General features: G+C 67.0%; 14 protein-coding genes and 1 pseudogene. 11 read left to right on the top strand and 4 right to left on the bottom strand.

Features of this window, described 5'->3' with window-relative positions; genetic code table 11:
* The first annotated feature begins 18 nt into the window (after window positions 1–18).
* The 3 genes from nrdI (at window position 19) to nrdF (ending at window position 3,582) form a co-directional block, all read left to right on the top strand.
* Window positions 19–426 carry a class Ib ribonucleoside-diphosphate reductase assembly flavoprotein NrdI gene (gene nrdI / locus ACFOMP_RS01480; RefSeq protein WP_379027684.1) on the top strand — a complete coding sequence of 136 codons (408 nt, stop codon included), beginning with the start codon at window positions 19–21 and terminating at the stop codon, window positions 424–426.
* Window positions 408–2,534 (top strand): class 1b ribonucleoside-diphosphate reductase subunit alpha, encoded by a 2,127-nt coding sequence (gene nrdE, locus ACFOMP_RS01475; RefSeq protein WP_379027628.1) that lies wholly within the window; start codon window positions 408–410, stop codon window positions 2,532–2,534. The genes nrdI and nrdE overlap by 19 nt, the downstream gene beginning before the upstream one ends.
* Window positions 2,535–2,610: 76 nt before the next feature.
* A complete protein-coding gene (gene nrdF / locus ACFOMP_RS01470) occupies window positions 2,611–3,582 on the top strand; it encodes a class 1b ribonucleoside-diphosphate reductase subunit beta (RefSeq protein WP_289896227.1) in 972 nt (323 codons plus the stop codon).
* On the opposite strand, the gene ligD is transcribed toward nrdF, so the two are convergent.
* Window positions 3,536–4,498, bottom strand: a complete 963-nt coding sequence (ligD, locus tag ACFOMP_RS01465; protein WP_379027627.1) for a non-homologous end-joining DNA ligase — start codon at window positions 4,496–4,498, stop codon at window positions 3,536–3,538. The two genes, nrdF and ligD, sit on opposite strands and share 47 nt — an antisense overlap.
* A 48-nt stretch (window positions 4,499–4,546) precedes the next feature.
* Complete coding sequence (cbbR, locus tag ACFOMP_RS01460; RefSeq protein ID WP_379027626.1) at window positions 4,547–5,476, bottom strand: LysR family regulator CbbR; 930 nt, start codon at window positions 5,474–5,476, stop codon at window positions 4,547–4,549.
* Between the two features lie 99 nt (window positions 5,477–5,575).
* Between cbbR and ACFOMP_RS01455 the strand changes: the two genes are divergently transcribed.
* From ACFOMP_RS01455 to ACFOMP_RS01425, 7 genes and pseudogenes are all read left to right on the top strand, one after another.
* Entirely contained in the window at window positions 5,576–6,568 is a 993-nt protein-coding gene (locus tag ACFOMP_RS01455) for a class 1 fructose-bisphosphatase (RefSeq protein WP_379027625.1), read from the top strand.
* Window positions 6,569–6,589: 21 nt separating this feature from the next.
* The gene (locus ACFOMP_RS01450) at window positions 6,590–7,462 is read left to right on the top strand and encodes a phosphoribulokinase (protein WP_379027624.1); all 873 of its coding nucleotides are present in this window, start codon (window positions 6,590–6,592) and stop codon (window positions 7,460–7,462) included.
* A gap of 25 nt (window positions 7,463–7,487) precedes the next feature.
* Window positions 7,488–8,840: pseudogene (locus ACFOMP_RS01445) on the top strand (1-deoxy-D-xylulose-5-phosphate synthase N-terminal domain-containing protein); the annotation flags it as partial.
* An 86-nt stretch (window positions 8,841–8,926) separates the two neighbouring features.
* Window positions 8,927–10,390, top strand: a complete 1,464-nt coding sequence (locus ACFOMP_RS01440) for a form I ribulose bisphosphate carboxylase large subunit (RefSeq protein ID WP_289896232.1) — start codon at window positions 8,927–8,929, stop codon at window positions 10,388–10,390.
* Between the two features lie 12 nt (window positions 10,391–10,402).
* Window positions 10,403–10,792, top strand: coding sequence for a ribulose bisphosphate carboxylase small subunit (locus tag ACFOMP_RS01435; RefSeq protein WP_289896233.1), 390 nt, complete (start codon window positions 10,403–10,405; stop codon window positions 10,790–10,792).
* 86 nt (window positions 10,793–10,878) lie between these two features.
* Window positions 10,879–11,793, top strand: a complete 915-nt coding sequence (gene cbbX / locus ACFOMP_RS01430) for a CbbX protein (RefSeq protein WP_289896234.1) — start codon at window positions 10,879–10,881, stop codon at window positions 11,791–11,793.
* Between the two features lie 62 nt (window positions 11,794–11,855).
* Window positions 11,856–12,974 (top strand): NAD(P)/FAD-dependent oxidoreductase, encoded by a 1,119-nt coding sequence (locus ACFOMP_RS01425; RefSeq protein ID WP_379027623.1) that lies wholly within the window; start codon window positions 11,856–11,858, stop codon window positions 12,972–12,974.
* Between the two features lie 3 nt (window positions 12,975–12,977).
* Here the strand turns inward: ACFOMP_RS01425 and ACFOMP_RS01420 are convergent, their stop codons facing one another.
* Both ACFOMP_RS01420 and ACFOMP_RS01415 read right to left on the bottom strand, forming a co-directional pair.
* Window positions 12,978–14,282 (bottom strand): NAD(P)/FAD-dependent oxidoreductase, encoded by a 1,305-nt coding sequence (locus tag ACFOMP_RS01420; RefSeq protein ID WP_379027622.1) that lies wholly within the window; start codon window positions 14,280–14,282, stop codon window positions 12,978–12,980.
* Window positions 14,282–15,322 (bottom strand): glutamine synthetase family protein, encoded by a 1,041-nt coding sequence (locus ACFOMP_RS01415; RefSeq protein WP_379027683.1) that lies wholly within the window; start codon window positions 15,320–15,322, stop codon window positions 14,282–14,284. The genes ACFOMP_RS01420 and ACFOMP_RS01415 overlap by 1 nt, the downstream gene beginning before the upstream one ends.
* A gap of 439 nt (window positions 15,323–15,761) precedes the next feature.
* Between ACFOMP_RS01415 and ACFOMP_RS01410 the strand changes: the two genes are divergently transcribed.
* Entirely contained in the window at window positions 15,762–16,451 is a 690-nt protein-coding gene (locus ACFOMP_RS01410; protein ID WP_379027621.1) for a GntR family transcriptional regulator, read from the top strand.
* Window positions 16,452–16,456: the final 5 nt, after the last annotated feature.

Here is a 16,456-nt window from a genome sequence, read left to right as displayed (position 1 = left end):
GACGGGTCCGGGGTCAGGCTGGTCTATTATTCCTCGGCCTCGGGGAACACGGCGCGTTTCGTGGCGCGGCTCGGCTGGCCGGCCGGGCGCATCCCGCTCTCGCCCCGCGACGCGATGCCGGCGCCCGTCCTGCCCTATGTGCTGATCTGCCCGACCTATGCCGACGGTACGGGTCGGGGCGCGGTGCCGAAACAGGTGATCCGCTTTCTCAACGACCCGGGCCGCCGGGGGCTGCTGCGCGGCGTCATCGCCGCCGGCAACCGGAATTTCGGCGCCACCTATGCCTTGGCCGGTCGGGTGATTTCTGACAAGTGCAACGTTCCCGTGCTGTATCGATTCGAGCTGGCGGGGACTGATCTGGACATTTCCCGCGTTCGGGCGGGGCTGCATGAATTCTGGGGGACGGAATGCTTGACGATGGCGTAAAGGCCGAGCTGGACTATCACGCGCTGAACGCGATGCTGAACCTTTACGACGGCGAGGGGAAGATCCGCTTCGACGCCGACCGCAAGGCCGCGCGGCAGTATTTCCTGCAGCACGTCAATCAGAACACCGTCTTCTTCCACAACCTCGACGAGAAGCTGCGCTATCTGGTCGATGAGGGCTATTACGAGCCCGAGGTGCTGGACCAGTATTCCAAGAACTTTCAGCGCGCGATCTGGGATGCCGCCTATCAGAAGAAGTTCCGTTTCCCGACCTTCCTGGGCGCGTTCAAATATTACACCAGCTACACGCTGAAGACCCGCGACGGCCAGCGCTACCTGGAACGCTACGAGGACCGCGTGGTCATGGTCGCCCTGACACTGGCGCGCGGCGACGAGGGCCTCGCCATGCGGTTCATGGATGAAATGCTCTCCGGCCGTTTCCAGCCGGCGACGCCCACGTTCCTCAATGCCGGCAAGAAATCGCGCGGCGAGCTGATCTCGTGCTTCCTGCTGCGGCTTGAAGACAACATGGAGAGTATCGGCCGCTCGATCAACTCGGCGCTGCAGCTGTCGAAACGCGGCGGCGGCGTGGCGCTGATGCTGACCAACCTGCGCGAGGCCGGGGCGCCGATCAAGGGCATCGAGAGCCAGTCCTCGGGCGTCATCCCGGTGATGAAGCTCCTGGAGGATTCGTTCAGCTATGCCAACCAGCTGGGCGCGCGGCAGGGCGCCGGCGCCGTCTATCTGAACGCGCATCACCCCGACATCCTGCGCTTCCTCGACACCAAGCGCGAGAATGCCGACGAGAAGATCCGCATCAAGACGCTGAGCCTGGGCGTGGTGATCCCCGACGTGACCTTCGAACTGGCCAAGAAGAACGCCGACATGTACCTGTTTTCGCCGCACGACGTCGAGCGGGTCTATGGCATGCCCTTCTCGGAAATTTCGGTCACCGAGAAATATGCCGAGATGGTCGACGACAAACGCATCAGGAAGAAGAAGATCAACGCGCGAGAGTTCTTCCAGACCATCGCCGAGATCCAGTTCGAAAGCGGCTATCCCTATATCATGTTCGAGGACACGGTGAACCGCGCCAATCCCGTGCATGGCCGCATCAGCATGTCGAACCTGTGCAGCGAGATCCTGCAGGTGAACGAGGCGAGCGCGTTCAACGAGGATCTGAGCTATGCACACTTGGGCACTGATATTTCGTGCAATCTCGGCTCGCTGAACATCGCCGCGACCATGGACGGGCCGGATTTCGGCGCCACGGTCGAGGCGGCGATCCGGGCGCTGACCGCGGTGTCGGAAATGTCCTCGATCGACTCGGTCCCCTCGATCCGCCGCGGCAATGACGAGGCGCATGCCGTCGGTCTTGGCCAGATGAACCTGCACGGCTTCCTTGCCCGCGAGCGCATTCATTACGGCAGCCCCGAGGGTGTCGAGTTCACCAGCGTTTATTTCGCCGCCGTCGCCTATCACGCCATCCGGGCCTCGAACCTGCTGGCGCAGGAAAAGGGCCGGACCTTCAAGGATTTCGAGAAGTCGAACTATGCCGACGGCTCGTTCTTCGACACATATACCGAGCGCGACTGGCTGCCGGTCTCGGCCGATGTCGTGCGGGTGTTCGAGGGCATCACCCTGCCCACGCGTGAGGATTGGGCGGCGCTGAAGCAATCGGTGATGCAGCACGGGCTTTACAACCGCAATCTGCAGGCGGTGCCGCCCACCGGCTCGATCAGCTATATCAACAACTCGACCAGCTCGATCCACCCGATCGTGGCCAAGATCGAGATCCGCAAGGAAGGCAAGATCGGCCGGGTCTATTATCCCGCCGCCTTCATGTCGAACGAGAACATCGACTATTACCGCGACGCCTATGAGATCGGCCCCGAAGCGATCATCGACACCTATGCCGCCGCGACCGAACATGTCGACCAGGGCCTGTCGCTGACGCTGTTCTTCCCGGCCGAGGCGACGACGCGCGACATCAACCGCGCCCAGATCTACGCCTGGAAAAAGGGCATCAAGACGATCTATTACATCCGGCTGCGCCAGACCGCGCTGGAAGGCACCGAGGTGCAGGGCTGCGTGTCCTGCACGCTGTGACCGGCCTTGGCGGTGGGGGCTGTCCGCCCCCACGCCCCCGAGGGTATTTGAGAAACGATGAAAAGGGGTTCTTCGGATGAAGGATCAGGCCATGCGCACGCCCCTGCGGGCGATCAACTGGAACCGGCTGGAGGACGAGAAGGATCTGGAGGTCTGGAACCGGCTGACCGTCAACTTCTGGCTGCCCGAGAAGGTGCCGCTGTCGAATGACGTGCAGAGCTGGGCGACGCTGCGGCCGGCCGAGCGCGCGCTGACCATCCGGGTGTTCACCGGGCTGACGCTTCTGGACACGATCCAGAACACCGTCGGCGCGCCCTCGATGATGCCCGATGCGCTGACCCCGCATGAGGAGGCGGTGCTGTCGAACATCAGCTTCATGGAGGCGGTCCATGCGCGGTCCTACAGCTCGATCTTCTCGACGCTGTGCCTGACCAAGGAGGTCGACGAGGCCTTCCGCTGGGCCGAGGAGAACCCGCATCTGCAGGCCAAGGCCCGGACCATCGTCGAGAAATACCAGGCCGGCAGCGATCCCTTGAAGCGCAAGATCGCCTCGGTCTTTCTGGAGAGCTTCCTGTTCTATTCCGGCTTCTACCTGCCGATGTACTGGTCGAGCCGCGCCAAGCTGACCAATACCGCCGACCTGATCCGGCTGATCATCCGCGATGAGGCGGTGCATGGCTATTACATCGGCTACAAGTACCAGCGCGGGCTGGAGAAGCTGAGCGCCGAAAAGCAGCAGGAGCTGAAGGATTTCGCCTTTTCGCTGATCTTCGATCTCTACGACATCGAGGCGAAATACACCGCCGAGCTTTACGACGATATCGGCCTGACCGAGGACGTGAAGGCCTTCCTGCATTACAATGCCAACAAGGCGCTGCAGAACCTGGGCTACGAGGCGCTGTTCCCGCCCGCCGCCTGCGAGGTCAATCCGGCGATCATGGCGGCGCTGTCGCCCGACAGCGAAAACCACGACTTTTTCAGCGGCTCGGGATCGTCCTATGTCATCGGCAAGGCGGTCGCGACCGAGGACGAGGACTGGAACTTCTGACGCCTCGCCCCAGGCCGGCGGCCCGGCTCCGGTCGTCCAGTGCCGCGACGGTCCGGACGGTCAGCGCTTGCGGCGGCGGCGGTTCCAGATCGCCCCAGCCGCGCTCCAACGCCGCCTCGGGGCCAAAAACCGAGGCGCGGGGGATGCTTTCCAGTTCCTGCCAGGTCACCGGGCAGGCCACCGGCGCCCCCGGCCGGGCGCGGATCGAGAAGGGCGCGATGGCGGTGGCGCCGCGTTCGTTCCGCAGCCAGTCGATGAAGATCCGGCCGCTGCGCCCGGCCTTGGCCATGCCGGCGGTGAAGCGCTCGGGTTGCCGCCCGGCGGCCAGAACCGCCACACCGCGGGCGAAGTGCTTCAGCCGGTCCCAGCCCAGGATGCGGCGCAGCGGCACCACCAGGTGGATGCCCTTGCCGCCGGTCAGCAGCGGCCACGCGGCCAGCCCCAGATCCGCGAGCAGGTCGCGCAGGTCCAGCGCCGCACCGCGCACCGCGGCGAAGTCCAGCGCCTCGTCGGGATCGAGGTCCAGCACCAGCCGGTCGGGCCGGTCCAGCCGATCGCGATGCGCCGCCCAGAAGTGGAACTCGACGCTGCCCATCTGCACCGCGCCGACGATGCCGGCGGCGTCGGTGACATAGGCATAGGGCGCCGCGGCGCCGTCGCTTTCGGTGATCTCGACCGTCTTCACCGCCTTGGGGAAGCCCTTGCCGGGGTGTTTCTGGAAGAATCGCTCGCCGGTCATGCCCTCGGGCAGGCGCAGAAGCGACAGGGGACGGTCGGCCATCTCGCGCAGCATCGGTCCGGCCACCGCCTGGTAGTAACGCGCCAGATCCGCCTTGGTCAGGCGCGGCTGATCGAAGATCACCCGCTTGCCGCTGCTGACGGGGATTCCGGCGATCCGGATCGCATCCTGGGCCATGCTTCCCTCCTGGCGGGTCAACGCCGCCGGGCCGGGTCGGTTCACCGCTCAGTCGTCGAGGCGCGGCAGGAAGCCGCCTTGCTGGGCCAGGATATGGCCATGCACGCGCTGCCCGGCCGGGGACAGCACCATGTCTTCGCGCTTGAGCAGGAACCAGCTGCGCTGGATCGGCAGGCCGATGGCCCTGATCGCCACCAGCCGCCCCGAGCGCAGTTCCTCGGTCACGGTATGCTGCGAGATCAGCGCGATGCCGAGCCCGGCGATCACCGCCTGCTTGATGGTTTCGTTGGTGCCCATCTCGACCATGCGCCAGGGCGTGCCGTCGCCGATGCGGTCCAGGAAGCGCGTCATCAGGATCCGGGTGCCCGAGCCCGGCTCGCGCGCCAGAAAGGTCTCGGCCAGCAGGTCCTGGGGCATGACCGGGTCGGCCGAGACCAGCGGATGGTCTGGCGGCGCCACGATGATATGCGGATGCGGGCCGACCGGCTCGGCCTGCACGGCCGGGTTGCGCGGCGGCCGGCCCATGATCGCCAGGTCCAGGGCCCGCGACTGCAGCCACTGGATCACGCTGTCGCGGTTGCCGATGCGCAGCGTCACCTCGACCTCGGGCAGCGCCCGGCGCAGCGCGGCCACCAGTCGCGGGGCAAAATATTTCCCGGTCGAGACCACCCCCAGCGAGACATTGCCGACATGGCCGCTTTTCAGCGCCGCCACGCGGCGGGCGCAGCCTTCCAGCGCCACGGCGATCTGCGCCTCGGCCGCCAGCACCGCCCGACCCTCGTCGGTGGCCAGGAACACGCCATGTTCGCCGCGCATGACTAGCGGCGCCGCCATCAGATCCTCGAGCGCGCGCAACTGGCCATGCACCGCCGGCGGGCTGAGGCGAAGGTCGGCGGCGGCCGCGGTCAGCGAACCGTTCTCGACCACGGCGCGCAGGGCGCGCAATTGGCGCAGGGTGATGGCATCGACCCGGGTCATTCGGAATTTCCGAAACTGGTTTCTGGATTATTAAATGTTCCTTAAAGCCCAGCCATGTCAACAACGCACCGGGGACATGGACCAGGGAGAGGGGGGACGATGACCGCCGACAGGATCGACACCGGACGGATTCCGTCCGGATTGCACCCGGTGATGCAGGCGCTGGCGGAGGCGGGGGCCGCGTTGGCCCAGCTGATCCGGGGCGGCGGCGATCTGGGCGCGCCGGTCGGCACCAATGCGGATGGCGACGGGCAGAAGGCGCTGGACGTGCTGGCGGACGACCTGTTCCGCAACGCGCTGGCCGGGGCCGGCGTGCGCTGGTTCGCGTCCGAGGAGCAGGAGCAGGCCTTGCCGCTGGACCCGCAGGGCGCGCTGGCCGTTGCCCTGGACCCGCTGGACGGCTCGTCGAACATCGACACCAACCTGTCGATCGGCTCGATCTTTTCGATCTACCCGGCCGAGGCGACGGCCGAGGCCAGCTTCCTGCGCCCGGCCCGCCAGCAGATCGGCGCCGGCTACATCATCTATGGCCCGCGCTGCGCCATGATGGTCAGCTTCGGCGACGGCGTGCAGCATTACGCCCTGGATCCGGACAGCGGCCGCTTCCGGCTGGTGGACGACCGGCTGTCCATGCCGGACTGTTCGTTCGAATTCGCCATCAACGCCTCGAACTATCGACATTGGCCACGTCCGGTCCGGGCCTATATCGACGATTGCCTGGCCGGGATCGACGGCCCGCGCGAGCGCAATTTCAACATGCGCTGGCTCGCCTCGCTGGTGGCCGAGGCGCATCGCATCCTGATGCGCGGCGGCGTGTTCCTGTATCCCGCCGATGCCCGCAAGGGCTATGAGCGGGGCCGGCTGCGGCTGCTTTACGAATGCGCGCCCATCGCCTTCCTGGTCGAGCAGGCCGGCGGCCGGGCCACCGACACCGCCGAGCCGATCCTGGATCTTGTCACCACCGCGCTGCACCAGCGCACGCCCTTCGTCTTCGGCTCGGCCGAGAAGGTCGCGCGCATCGCCGCCTATCACGATCTGCCCGAACCCGAGATCTCGGCGCTGTTCGGCAATCGCGGCCTGTTCCGGGCCTGAAACGGAAACCGAGGGACCACCATGAGCAAGAAACATCCGATCATTTCCGTCACCGGCTCGTCGGGCGCTGGCACGACCACGATCAAGAACACCTTCGACCAGATCTTTCGCCGCGAGAGGATCACCGCCGTCAGCATCGAGGGCGACGCGTTTCACCGCTACGACCGCGCCGCGATGAAGGCCGAGCTGGCCCGGCGGACAGCGGCCGGCGACCACACCTTCAGCCATTTCAGCATCGAGGCCAACGAGCTGACCAAGCTGGAACAGGTGTTCCGCAGCTATGGCGAGACAGGCACCGGCAGGACCCGGCACTATGTCCACGACGACCGCGAATCCGAGCGTTACGGCGTGCCGCCCGGCCATTTCACCGAATGGTCGGAATTCGAGCCGGGCTCGGACCTGCTGTTCTACGAGGGGCTGCATGGCGCGGTCAGGACCGCCGATATCGACATCGCCGGCCAGGCAGACCTGAAGATCGGCGTGGTGCCGGTCATCAACCTGGAATGGATCCAGAAGATCCACCGCGACCAGGCCAGCCGCGGCTATTCGACCGAGGCGATCACCGACGTGATCCTGCGCCGGATGCACGCCTATGTGCATGTGATCTGCCCGCAATTCACCCAGACCGACATCAACTTCCAGCGCGTGCCGGTGGTCGATACCTCGAACCCGCTTATCGCCCGCTGGATTCCCACGCCGGACGAAAGCCTGGTCGTGATCCGCTTCAAGAACCCGCGCGGCATCGATTTCCCCTATCTGACCTCGATGATCCAGGGGTCGTGGATGAGCCGCGCCAATTCCATCGTCATTCCGGGCCCCAAGATGGACCTCGCCATGCAGCTGATCTTCACGCCGATGGTCACGCGCATGGTCAGCCAGTCGAAACGCGTCTGAAGAAGGGATCGCGCCAATGAACCAGATGGCCAGGATCGACACCGCGATGGAGGCGCAGATGGCCAATGCCATCCGCGCGCTGGCCATGGACGCGGTCGAGACGGCGAAATCCGGTCATCCCGGCGCGCCCATGGGCATGGCCGACGTGGCGGCGGTGCTGTTCAACCGCTTCATGACGCTGGACCCGGCGGATGCGGCATGGCCCGACCGCGACCGTTTCGTGATGTCGGCCGGCCATGGCTCGATGCTGGTCTATGCCATCAACCACATGCTCGGCTATGATGTCATGGACCGGGGCCAGTTGCGGAATTTCCGCCAGCCGGGCGCCCGCACCGCCGGCCATCCCGAACGCGGCCACGCCAAAGGCATCGCCACCGCCGTCGGCATGGCGCTGGCCGAGCGGATGATGAACGCCCGCTTCGGCGACGATCTGGTCGCGCACTGGACCTGTGTCCTCTGCGGCGACGGCTGCCTGATGAAGGGCATCCAGCAAGAGGCCATCGACCTCGCCGGCCATCAGCGGTTGGGACGGCTGATCGTCCTGTGGGACGACAACCGCGTCACCATCGACGGCCATACCGACCTGTGCATCTCGACCGACCGGCCGGCGCGCCTTGCCGCCGCGGGCTGGCATGTGCAGGCGGTGGACGGCCATGACCGCGAGGCGGTGGCCGCCGCCATCGAGGCCGCGCGCGAGGACGAGCGCCCCTCGCTCAACGGCTGCAGGACGGTGATCGGCTGCGGCGCGCCGAACACGCAGGGCAGTCACGACGTGCATGGCGCGCCGCCGGATGCCGCCGAAATCGCGGCGGCCCGCGCGCCTCTGGGCAGGCCGCACGAACCCTTCGACATCCCGCAAGACCTTCTGGACTCCTGGCGCCCTGTCTCCGCGCGAGGGGTAGCGGCGCGGTCGGCCTGGCAGGAACGGCTTGATCTATCCCCTCTCAAGCCCGCTTTCTCTGCCATGCTGGCCGCGCCCGATGCTGCGGCGCTGCGCCGTGCCATCCGGGACCATGTCGCGAAGCTCGTCGCCGGCCGGCCCAAGGTCGCGGCCCGCAAGGCGTCGGAAATGGCGCTGGAGGTGGTGAACGCCACGGTGCCGAACACGGTGGCCGGCTCGGCCGACCTGACCGGCCCAAACAACAGCCGCAGCACGGGCATGGCGGCGATCGTGAACGGCATCGCCCCGCATGGCGGGCTGATCCCCTATGGCGGCACCTTTCCGGCCTTCAGCGACTATTCCCGACCGGCGATCCAGCCGGGCACGCTGACGGGGGTGCCGGGGGTGCATGTCGTGCCCCATGACAGCATCGGCCTGGGCGACCGTTTCGAGCGTTTCGGCACCGCCGGCCATGCCAGCACGATCAAGGTCGTCCCGATGGACGAGATGGCCAACCGCTATGCGTCGGGGGCTTTGGACCCGGCGATCACCGGCGCGCAAGCCGCCTGAGAGGAGGAAGCCCGATGAACGAATTGAGCAAGTCCGAGATCACCGACAAGAAGAAGCGCTATGCCGCCGGCGTGCTGAAATACGCCCAGATGGGCTATTGGGACGGCGATTACCAGCCCAAGGACACCGATGTGCTGGCGCTGTTCCGTATCACCCCGCAAGACGGCGTGGACCCCATCGAGGCGGCGGCGGCCGTGGCCGGCGAAAGCTCGACCGCGACCTGGACCGTGGTCTGGACCGACCGGCTGACCGCCTGCGACCAGTATCGCGCCAAGGCCTACAAGGTCGAGCCGGTCCCGGGGCAGCCGGGCCAGTATTTCTGCTACGTCGCCTATGACCTGATCCTGTTCGAGGAAGGCTCGATCGCCAACGTCACCGCCTCGATCATCGGCAACGTGTTCTCCTTCAAGCCGCTGCTGGCCGCCCGGCTCGAGGACATGCGGTTCCCGGTCGCCTATATGAAGACCTTTGCCGGCCCCCCCACCGGCATCGTGGTCGAGCGCGAGCGGCTGGACAAGTTCGGCCGCCCGCTGCTCGGCGCCACCACCAAGCCCAAGCTGGGACTGTCGGGCAAGAATTACGGCCGCGTGGTCTATGAGGGGCTGAAGGGCGGGCTCGACTTCATGAAGGATGACGAGAACATCAACTCGCAACCCTTCATGCATTGGCGCGACCGCTTCCTTTATTGCATGGAGGCGGTGAACAAGGCCACCGCCGTCACCGGCGAGGTCAAGGGCCATTACCTGAACATCACCGCCGGCACCATGGAGGAGATGTATCGCCGCGCCGAACTGGCCAAGGAACTGGGCTCGGTCATCGTCATGGTGGATCTGATCGTCGGCTGGACGGCGATCCAGTCGATCTCGAACTGGTGCCGGCAGAACGACATGATCCTGCACATGCACCGCGCCGGGCACGGCACCTATACCCGGCAGAAGAACCACGGCATCAGCTTCCGCGTCATCGCCAAATGGCTGCGCATGGCCGGCGTCGACCACCTGCATTGCGGCACCGCCGTCGGCAAGCTGGAGGGCGATCCGCTGACCGTGCAGGGCTATTACAATGTCTGCCGCGAGATGGTGAATGCGGTCGACCTGCCGCGCGGCCTGTTCTTCGAACAGGACTGGGGCAATCTCAAGAAGGTGATGCCGGTCGCCTCGGGCGGCATCCATGCCGGGCAGATGCACCAGTTGCTGGACCTGTTCGGCGACGACGTGGTCCTGCAGTTCGGCGGCGGCACCATCGGCCACCCGATGGGCATCCAGGCCGGCGCCACCGCCAACCGCGTGGCGCTGGAGGCCATGGTGCTGGCCCGCAACGAGGGCGTGGACATCAGGGCCGAAGGCCCGGAAGTCCTGCGCAAGGCCGCCAAATGGTGCAAGCCGCTGGAGGCGGCGCTGGATACCTGGGGCAACATCACCTTCAACTATACCTCGACCGACACCTCGGATTTCGTTCCGACCGCGTCCGTCAGCTAAGGGAGAGAGACGATGCGCATCACTCAGGGCTGCTTTTCCTTCCTGCCCGACCTGACGGACGGACAGATCCGCGACCAGGTCGAATATATCCTGTCGCGCGACTGGGCGGTCGGGATCGAGTTCACCGACGAGCCGCATCCCCGCAACACCTACTGGGAGATGTGGGGCAATCCGATGTTCGACCTGAAAGACGCCAAGGGCGTGATGATGGAGCTGGACGCGTGCCGCAAGGCACATGGCGACAGCTATATCCGCATCAACGCCTTCGACAGCACCCGAGGATGGGAGACGGTGATGATGTCCTTCATCGTCAACCGGCCCCAGTCGGAGCCGAGCTTCCGCACCTGGCGGATGGAGGCCGACGGCCGGCATATCCGCTATACGCATGAGCTGGCGAGATAGGCTGCCGGGCCTGACGGCCCGGCGATGGCGGGGGGCTTGCCGCCCCCCGCACCCCCCGGGGGTATTTGGGAAACGGAGAAAGCCGGATGGATGGCGATATGGGCGAGAAGACCGCCACGGTCGATCTGAAGGCCGAGTATGAATCCTCGGGCGTGCGCGAGATCCTGGACGAGCTGGACCGCGAGCTGATCGGGCTGGCGCCGGTCAAGCAGAGGATCCGCGAGACGGCGGCGCTGCTGCTGGTGGACCGGGCACGGCGCGACCTGGGCCTGGCGCATGAGGTGCCGACCCTGCATATGAGCTTCACCGGCAATCCCGGCACCGGCAAGACCACGGTGGCGCTGAAGATGGCCGGGTTGCTGCATCGGCTCGGCTATGTACGCAAGGGCCATCTGGTCAGCGTCACCCGCGATGATCTGGTCGGGCAATATATCGGCCATACCGCGCCCAAGACCAAAGAGGTGCTGAAGAAGGCCATGGGCGGCGTGTTGTTCATCGACGAGGCCTATTACCTCTACAAGCCCGACAACGAACGCGATTACGGCCAAGAGGCCATCGAGATCCTGCTGCAGGTGATGGAGAACAACCGCGACGACCTGGTGGTGATCATGGCCGGCTATGCCGACCGGATGGACAGGTTCTTTTCCGCCAATCCGGGCTTCCGGTCGCGCATCGCCCATCACATCGAGTTTCCCGATTATACCGACGGGGAACTGGCGCGGATCTCGGCCTCGATGCTCGAGGCGCAGGGCTATGCCTTCGACAGTTCGGGCCGCGAGGCGATGGCGGACTATATCCGCCTGCGCCGGGCGCAGCCGCATTTCGCCAATGCGCGCTCGATCCGCAACGCCCTGGACCGGGCCCGGTTGCGGCAGGCCAACCGGTTGTTTTCGGGCGGTGCCCCGGTCGATGCACAGGCGCTTTCGACCATCACCGGCGCCGATCTGCGGACAAGCCGGGTGTTCTCGGGCGGGCTGGACATCGACGGCACCCGCGGCTGAGGCGCTGGAGGCCGGCGCCGCAACCCGCTATGGCTTCCGGGCAGTCAGGCACGGGGGCGCGGGTGGAACAGGTCGAATGCATCGTTGCCGGGGCCGGCGTGGTCGGCCTGGCCATCGCCCGCGCCCTGGCGCTGCGCGGCATCGAGGTGGTGATCCTGGACGCCGAGGGGGCCTTCGGCACCGCCACCTCGTCGCGCAATTCCGAGGTCATCCATGCCGGGATCTATTATCCGCCCGGCAGCCTGAAGGCCCGGCTGTGCCTGCGCGGCCGCGACCTGCTCTATGCCTATTGCGCGGACCATGCCGTGCCGCATCGGCGCTGCGGCAAGCTGATCGTCGCCACCGCCCCCGACCAGCAGGCGATGCTGGAGGCGATCCGCAGCCGCGCCATCGCCGCCGGCGCCGGGGCGCTGCGCCTGCTTCCCGGCTCCGAGGCGATGGCGATGGAGCCGGCACTGGCCTGTCATGCGGCGCTGCATTCCCCGCTGACCGGCATCGTCGACAGCCATGCGCTGATGCTGTCGCTGCTGGGCGAGGCCGAAGCGCATGGCGCGGTGCTGAGCCTTCGCAGCCCGGTCTCCGGGGTCGAGGCCAAGGCGGGGCGGTTCGTGGTCGAAAGCCGCGATCCGGCCAGCGCCGCGCATTACCGGCTGGGGGCGCGGCTGTTCGTCAACGCGGCGGGACTGGCAGCATCGGAGGTGGCGCGCTCCGTCCGGGGGCTTGACCCCGCCCGGGTGCCGCAGACGCGTTATGCCCGCGGCAGCTATTTCGGCCTGCCGGGCCGGGCGGCGTTCTCGCGGCTGATCTACCCGGTTCCCGAGCCCGGCGGGCTGGGCGTCCACCTGACGCTGGATCTGGCCGGCGCGATGCGCTTTGGGCCGGATGTCGAATGGATCCCGGACATCGACTATCGTGTCAGCGCGGCACGGCGCGCGCATTTCGAGGCCGAGATCCGCAAATACTGGCCCGCCCTGCCCCGCGACGCGCTGGCCGCCACCTATTGCGGCATCCGGCCCAAGCTGTCGGGACCGGGCGAGCCGCCGGCGGATTTCCGCATCGACAGCCCTGCCTTCCACGGCATTCCGGGGCTGGTCAACCTGTTCGGCATCGAGAGCCCCGGCCTGACCGCCGCGCTGGCGATCGCCGAGCGGGTCGCGGCGCTTTGCACCGGCCCGGCCTGATATTCAGACCCCCAGCCGGTCGCGCAGCGCATACCACCAGGAGCCGATCACCGAATAGGGCACGCGCAGCATCCGCCCCCCCGGGAAGGGGATCCAGGGAACGGCGGCGAAGGTGTCGAAGCGCGCGCTGTCGCCATGGATCGCCTCGGCGAGGATGCGGCCGAAGGTATGGCTGCCGGTGACGCCATGGCCGGAATAGCCATGCGCGAAATAGGTGTTCGCACCGATCCGGCCCATCTGCGGCACCCGGCTGAAGGACAGCGCGAAATTCCCCGACCAGGCGTGGTCGATCCGCGCCTCGGCCAGTTGCGGAAACACCTTGAGCATATTGTGCCGCAGCTTGGCCTGGATGTCGCGGGGATCGGCCCCGCCATAGACCGTGCCGCCGCCGAACAGCAGCCGGTGATCCGCCGACATGCGGAAATAGTCGAGGATGTAGCGCACGTCCTCGACGCAGGCATCCGAGGGCATCAGGGCGCGGGCCTGCGCCTCGCCCAGCGGCTCGGTCGCCATGATCTGGGTCGAAACCGGCATCACCCGCCGTTCCAGCGCCGGCACGACATGGCCCAGATAGGCATTGCCGCACAGTACCAGAACCCTGGCCCGCACCTCGCCCCCGGCGGTGCGCAGGCTGGGTGTCGCGGCCTGGTGATCGACCGAGATCGCGGGCGACATCTCGAAGATGGTCCCGCCCAGGCTTTCCAGCGCCGCCGCCTCGCCGAGCGCCAGGTTCAGCGGGTGCATGTGCCCGCCCCTGTGGTCGATCATGCCGCCGACATAGCGGTCGGTGACGATATGGTCCTGCATCCGGGCGGCATCCAGCATCTCCTGGCTGTCGATGCCGTAGCTGCGCCAGAGCCTCCAGCGCGCCTCGAGCTCGCGCATATGCGCGCCGGTCAGCGCCGCGAAGACGTTGCCGGGCTTGAGATCGCACTGGATGCCATAGGTGGCGACGCGTTCGCGGATGATGTCGCCGCCCTCCATGACCAGCCCGGCGACGAAGCGCGCCGTGTCCTGGCCGTAGCGCCGGGCGATGGTCTGCAGGCTGGCGTTCAAGCCGTTGACGATCTGCCCGCCATTGCGCCCCGAGGCGCCCCAGCCGATGCGCGCGCCCTCGACGACCGTGACCTTGTAGCCCTTTTCGGCCAGGTGCAGGGCGGTCGAAAGCCCGGTATAGCCGGCGCCCAGCACGCAGATCTCGGTCTCGTGCAGCCCGGCCAGCGCGGGGCGCAGCGGCGCGGGATTGGCCGAGGCGGCGTAATAGCTGGCGGGATAGGCGCCGCTGCCGGCATAGGAAGTCGCGGACATCAGACGGCCTCGAGATAGGAATGGTATTCGAATTCGGTGACATGGCGGGTGAAGCGGCGCAGCTCTTGTTGCTTGCATTGCACGAACATGCGCCGCAGCCGCTTGCTGAAGATGCGCTCGACCAGCGCACCGCGGGAAAAAGCCTCGATGGCCGAGGCCCAATCGGGCGGCAGCGAGTCGAGATCCAGCGAATAGGCGTCCCCGGTGATGGGCGGCGGCGGCTCCCATTGGTTCTCGATGCCGAGCAGCGCGCCGCCCAGGATCGAGGCCAGCACCAGATAGGGATTGGCGTCGGCGCCGGCGACGCGATGCTCGATCCGCCGCGCCTTGGGGCTGCCGCCGGGGATACGGATGGCGGCGGTGCGGTTCTCGTAGCCCCAGGCGATGGCCGACGGCGCATGGGCGCCGGGCAAGAGCCGGCGGAAGCTGTTCTCGTGCGGGGCGAAGACCAGCGCGTTTTCCTGCATGGTGCGGATCAGCCCGGCAACGGCATGGCGCAGGATCGCGGTCCCCGCCTCGCCGCCATCGTCGAAGACGTTCCGGCCCTCGGCATCGCTGAGCGAGAAATGCACATGCATGCCCGATCCGGCCCGCTCGCCATAGGGCTTGGCCATGAAGGTGGCGGCGAAACCGTGTTTGCGGGCGATGCCGCGCACCAGCCGCTTGAACAGCACCGCGTCGTCGGCGGCCTCCAGCGTGTCGGCGACATGCAGCAGGTTGATCTCGAACTGGCCGGCGCCGTTTTCCGAGATCGCCGCATCGGCCGGGATCCCCTGCGCGGCGCAGCAGTCATAGACCTCGTTCAGGAAGGCGTCGAAATGCTGCAGCTCGTCCAGAGACAGCGCGCCGTCCGAATCCAGCCGCTTGCCGGTGATCGGGGAACGCGGCGGCTGCGGCACCGAGCCCGAGGGGTCGACGACGTAGAATTCCAGCTCGGTCGCCACCACCGGCGTCAGGCCCCGCGCCCGGTAACGCTCGACCACCTCGGCCAGCGCCCGGCGCGGATCGCCCGGAAAGGGCGTGCCGTCCTCTTGCCGCATCCACAGCTGGGCGAAGGCGGCAGGCCGCGAGGTCCAGTCCACCGGGCTCAGCGGCCGGCCGGTGAATTCGCAGATCCCGTCCGCATCGCCGGTGTCCCAGACCAGCTCGTTGCCCTCGATATCCTCGCCCCAGATGTCCATGCCCAGCAGCGACAGCGGCATGCGCAGCGCGCCCGAGGTGATCTTGTCCAGCTGGTCGACCGGCACGCGCTTGCCGCGCATCACGCCGTTCAAGTCGCAGATGCAGGCAAAGATCGTCTCGATCTCCGGCCGGTCGGCAAGCCAGGCCGTGGCATCCACGGTGGTCATGATCGTGCTCCTACCAGATCACATCTGGAATTTTGTGATATCATTTCTTATGATGTGATGGATTATCGCCTTGAGTCAAGCCGGCGTCTGCGTCATTCTGGCCGCCCCTGCCCCAGCCCGAGCGCCTGCCATGGTCCAGCCCCTGCTTCCCGAGATCCCGCGCAGCGCGGCGATGACGACGCAGGAATATGCCTATGGCCGGCTGCGCAATGCGGTCATGGTCGGCGCGCTGCGACCCGGCACGGCGCTGACCTTCCGCGGCCTGGCCGAACAGATGGGGCTGAGCCCGACGCCGATCCGCGAAGCGGTCCGGCGGCTGAGCTCCGAACATGCCATCGAGGTGCTGGGCAACCGCCGGCTGCGGGTGCCCGAGATGACGCCGGGCCGGTTCGAGGAACTGGTGCAACTGCGCATCGCACTGGAGACCCACGCCGCCGCCCGCGCCTTCCCCTGGATCTCGGACATCGCCATCGACCGGCTGGCCGGGATCGACGCATGCATGGACGTCGCCCTGGCCGGCCATGACCTCGACGGGTTGACGCGGCTGAACCAGGACTTTCACAAGATGCTTTACGGGCTGAATCCCGACCAGGCGGCGATGCCGCTGATCGAAAGCATCTGGCTGCAGCTCGGCCCCTTCCAGCGCCGGGCGATCGAGCATCTGGCCGGGATCACCGCCGCCGACCACCACAAGGAAATGCTGGGCGCCATGCGGGGCCGCGACCTGCCCGCATTGTGCGCGGCCATCGAGGCCGATGTGCATGACGGCTCGGTCCGCGCCGGCCGGATGATGCTCGCGCAGGCCCCGAGCCATCGCTGAAACCG

This window comes from Paracoccus simplex (assembly GCF_042648325.1).
Taxonomy (GTDB): domain Bacteria; phylum Pseudomonadota; class Alphaproteobacteria; order Rhodobacterales; family Rhodobacteraceae; genus Paracoccus; species Paracoccus simplex.
The sequence above is the reverse complement of the archived record's forward strand: the minus strand, read 5'-3'. Positions and strand labels throughout refer to the sequence as shown.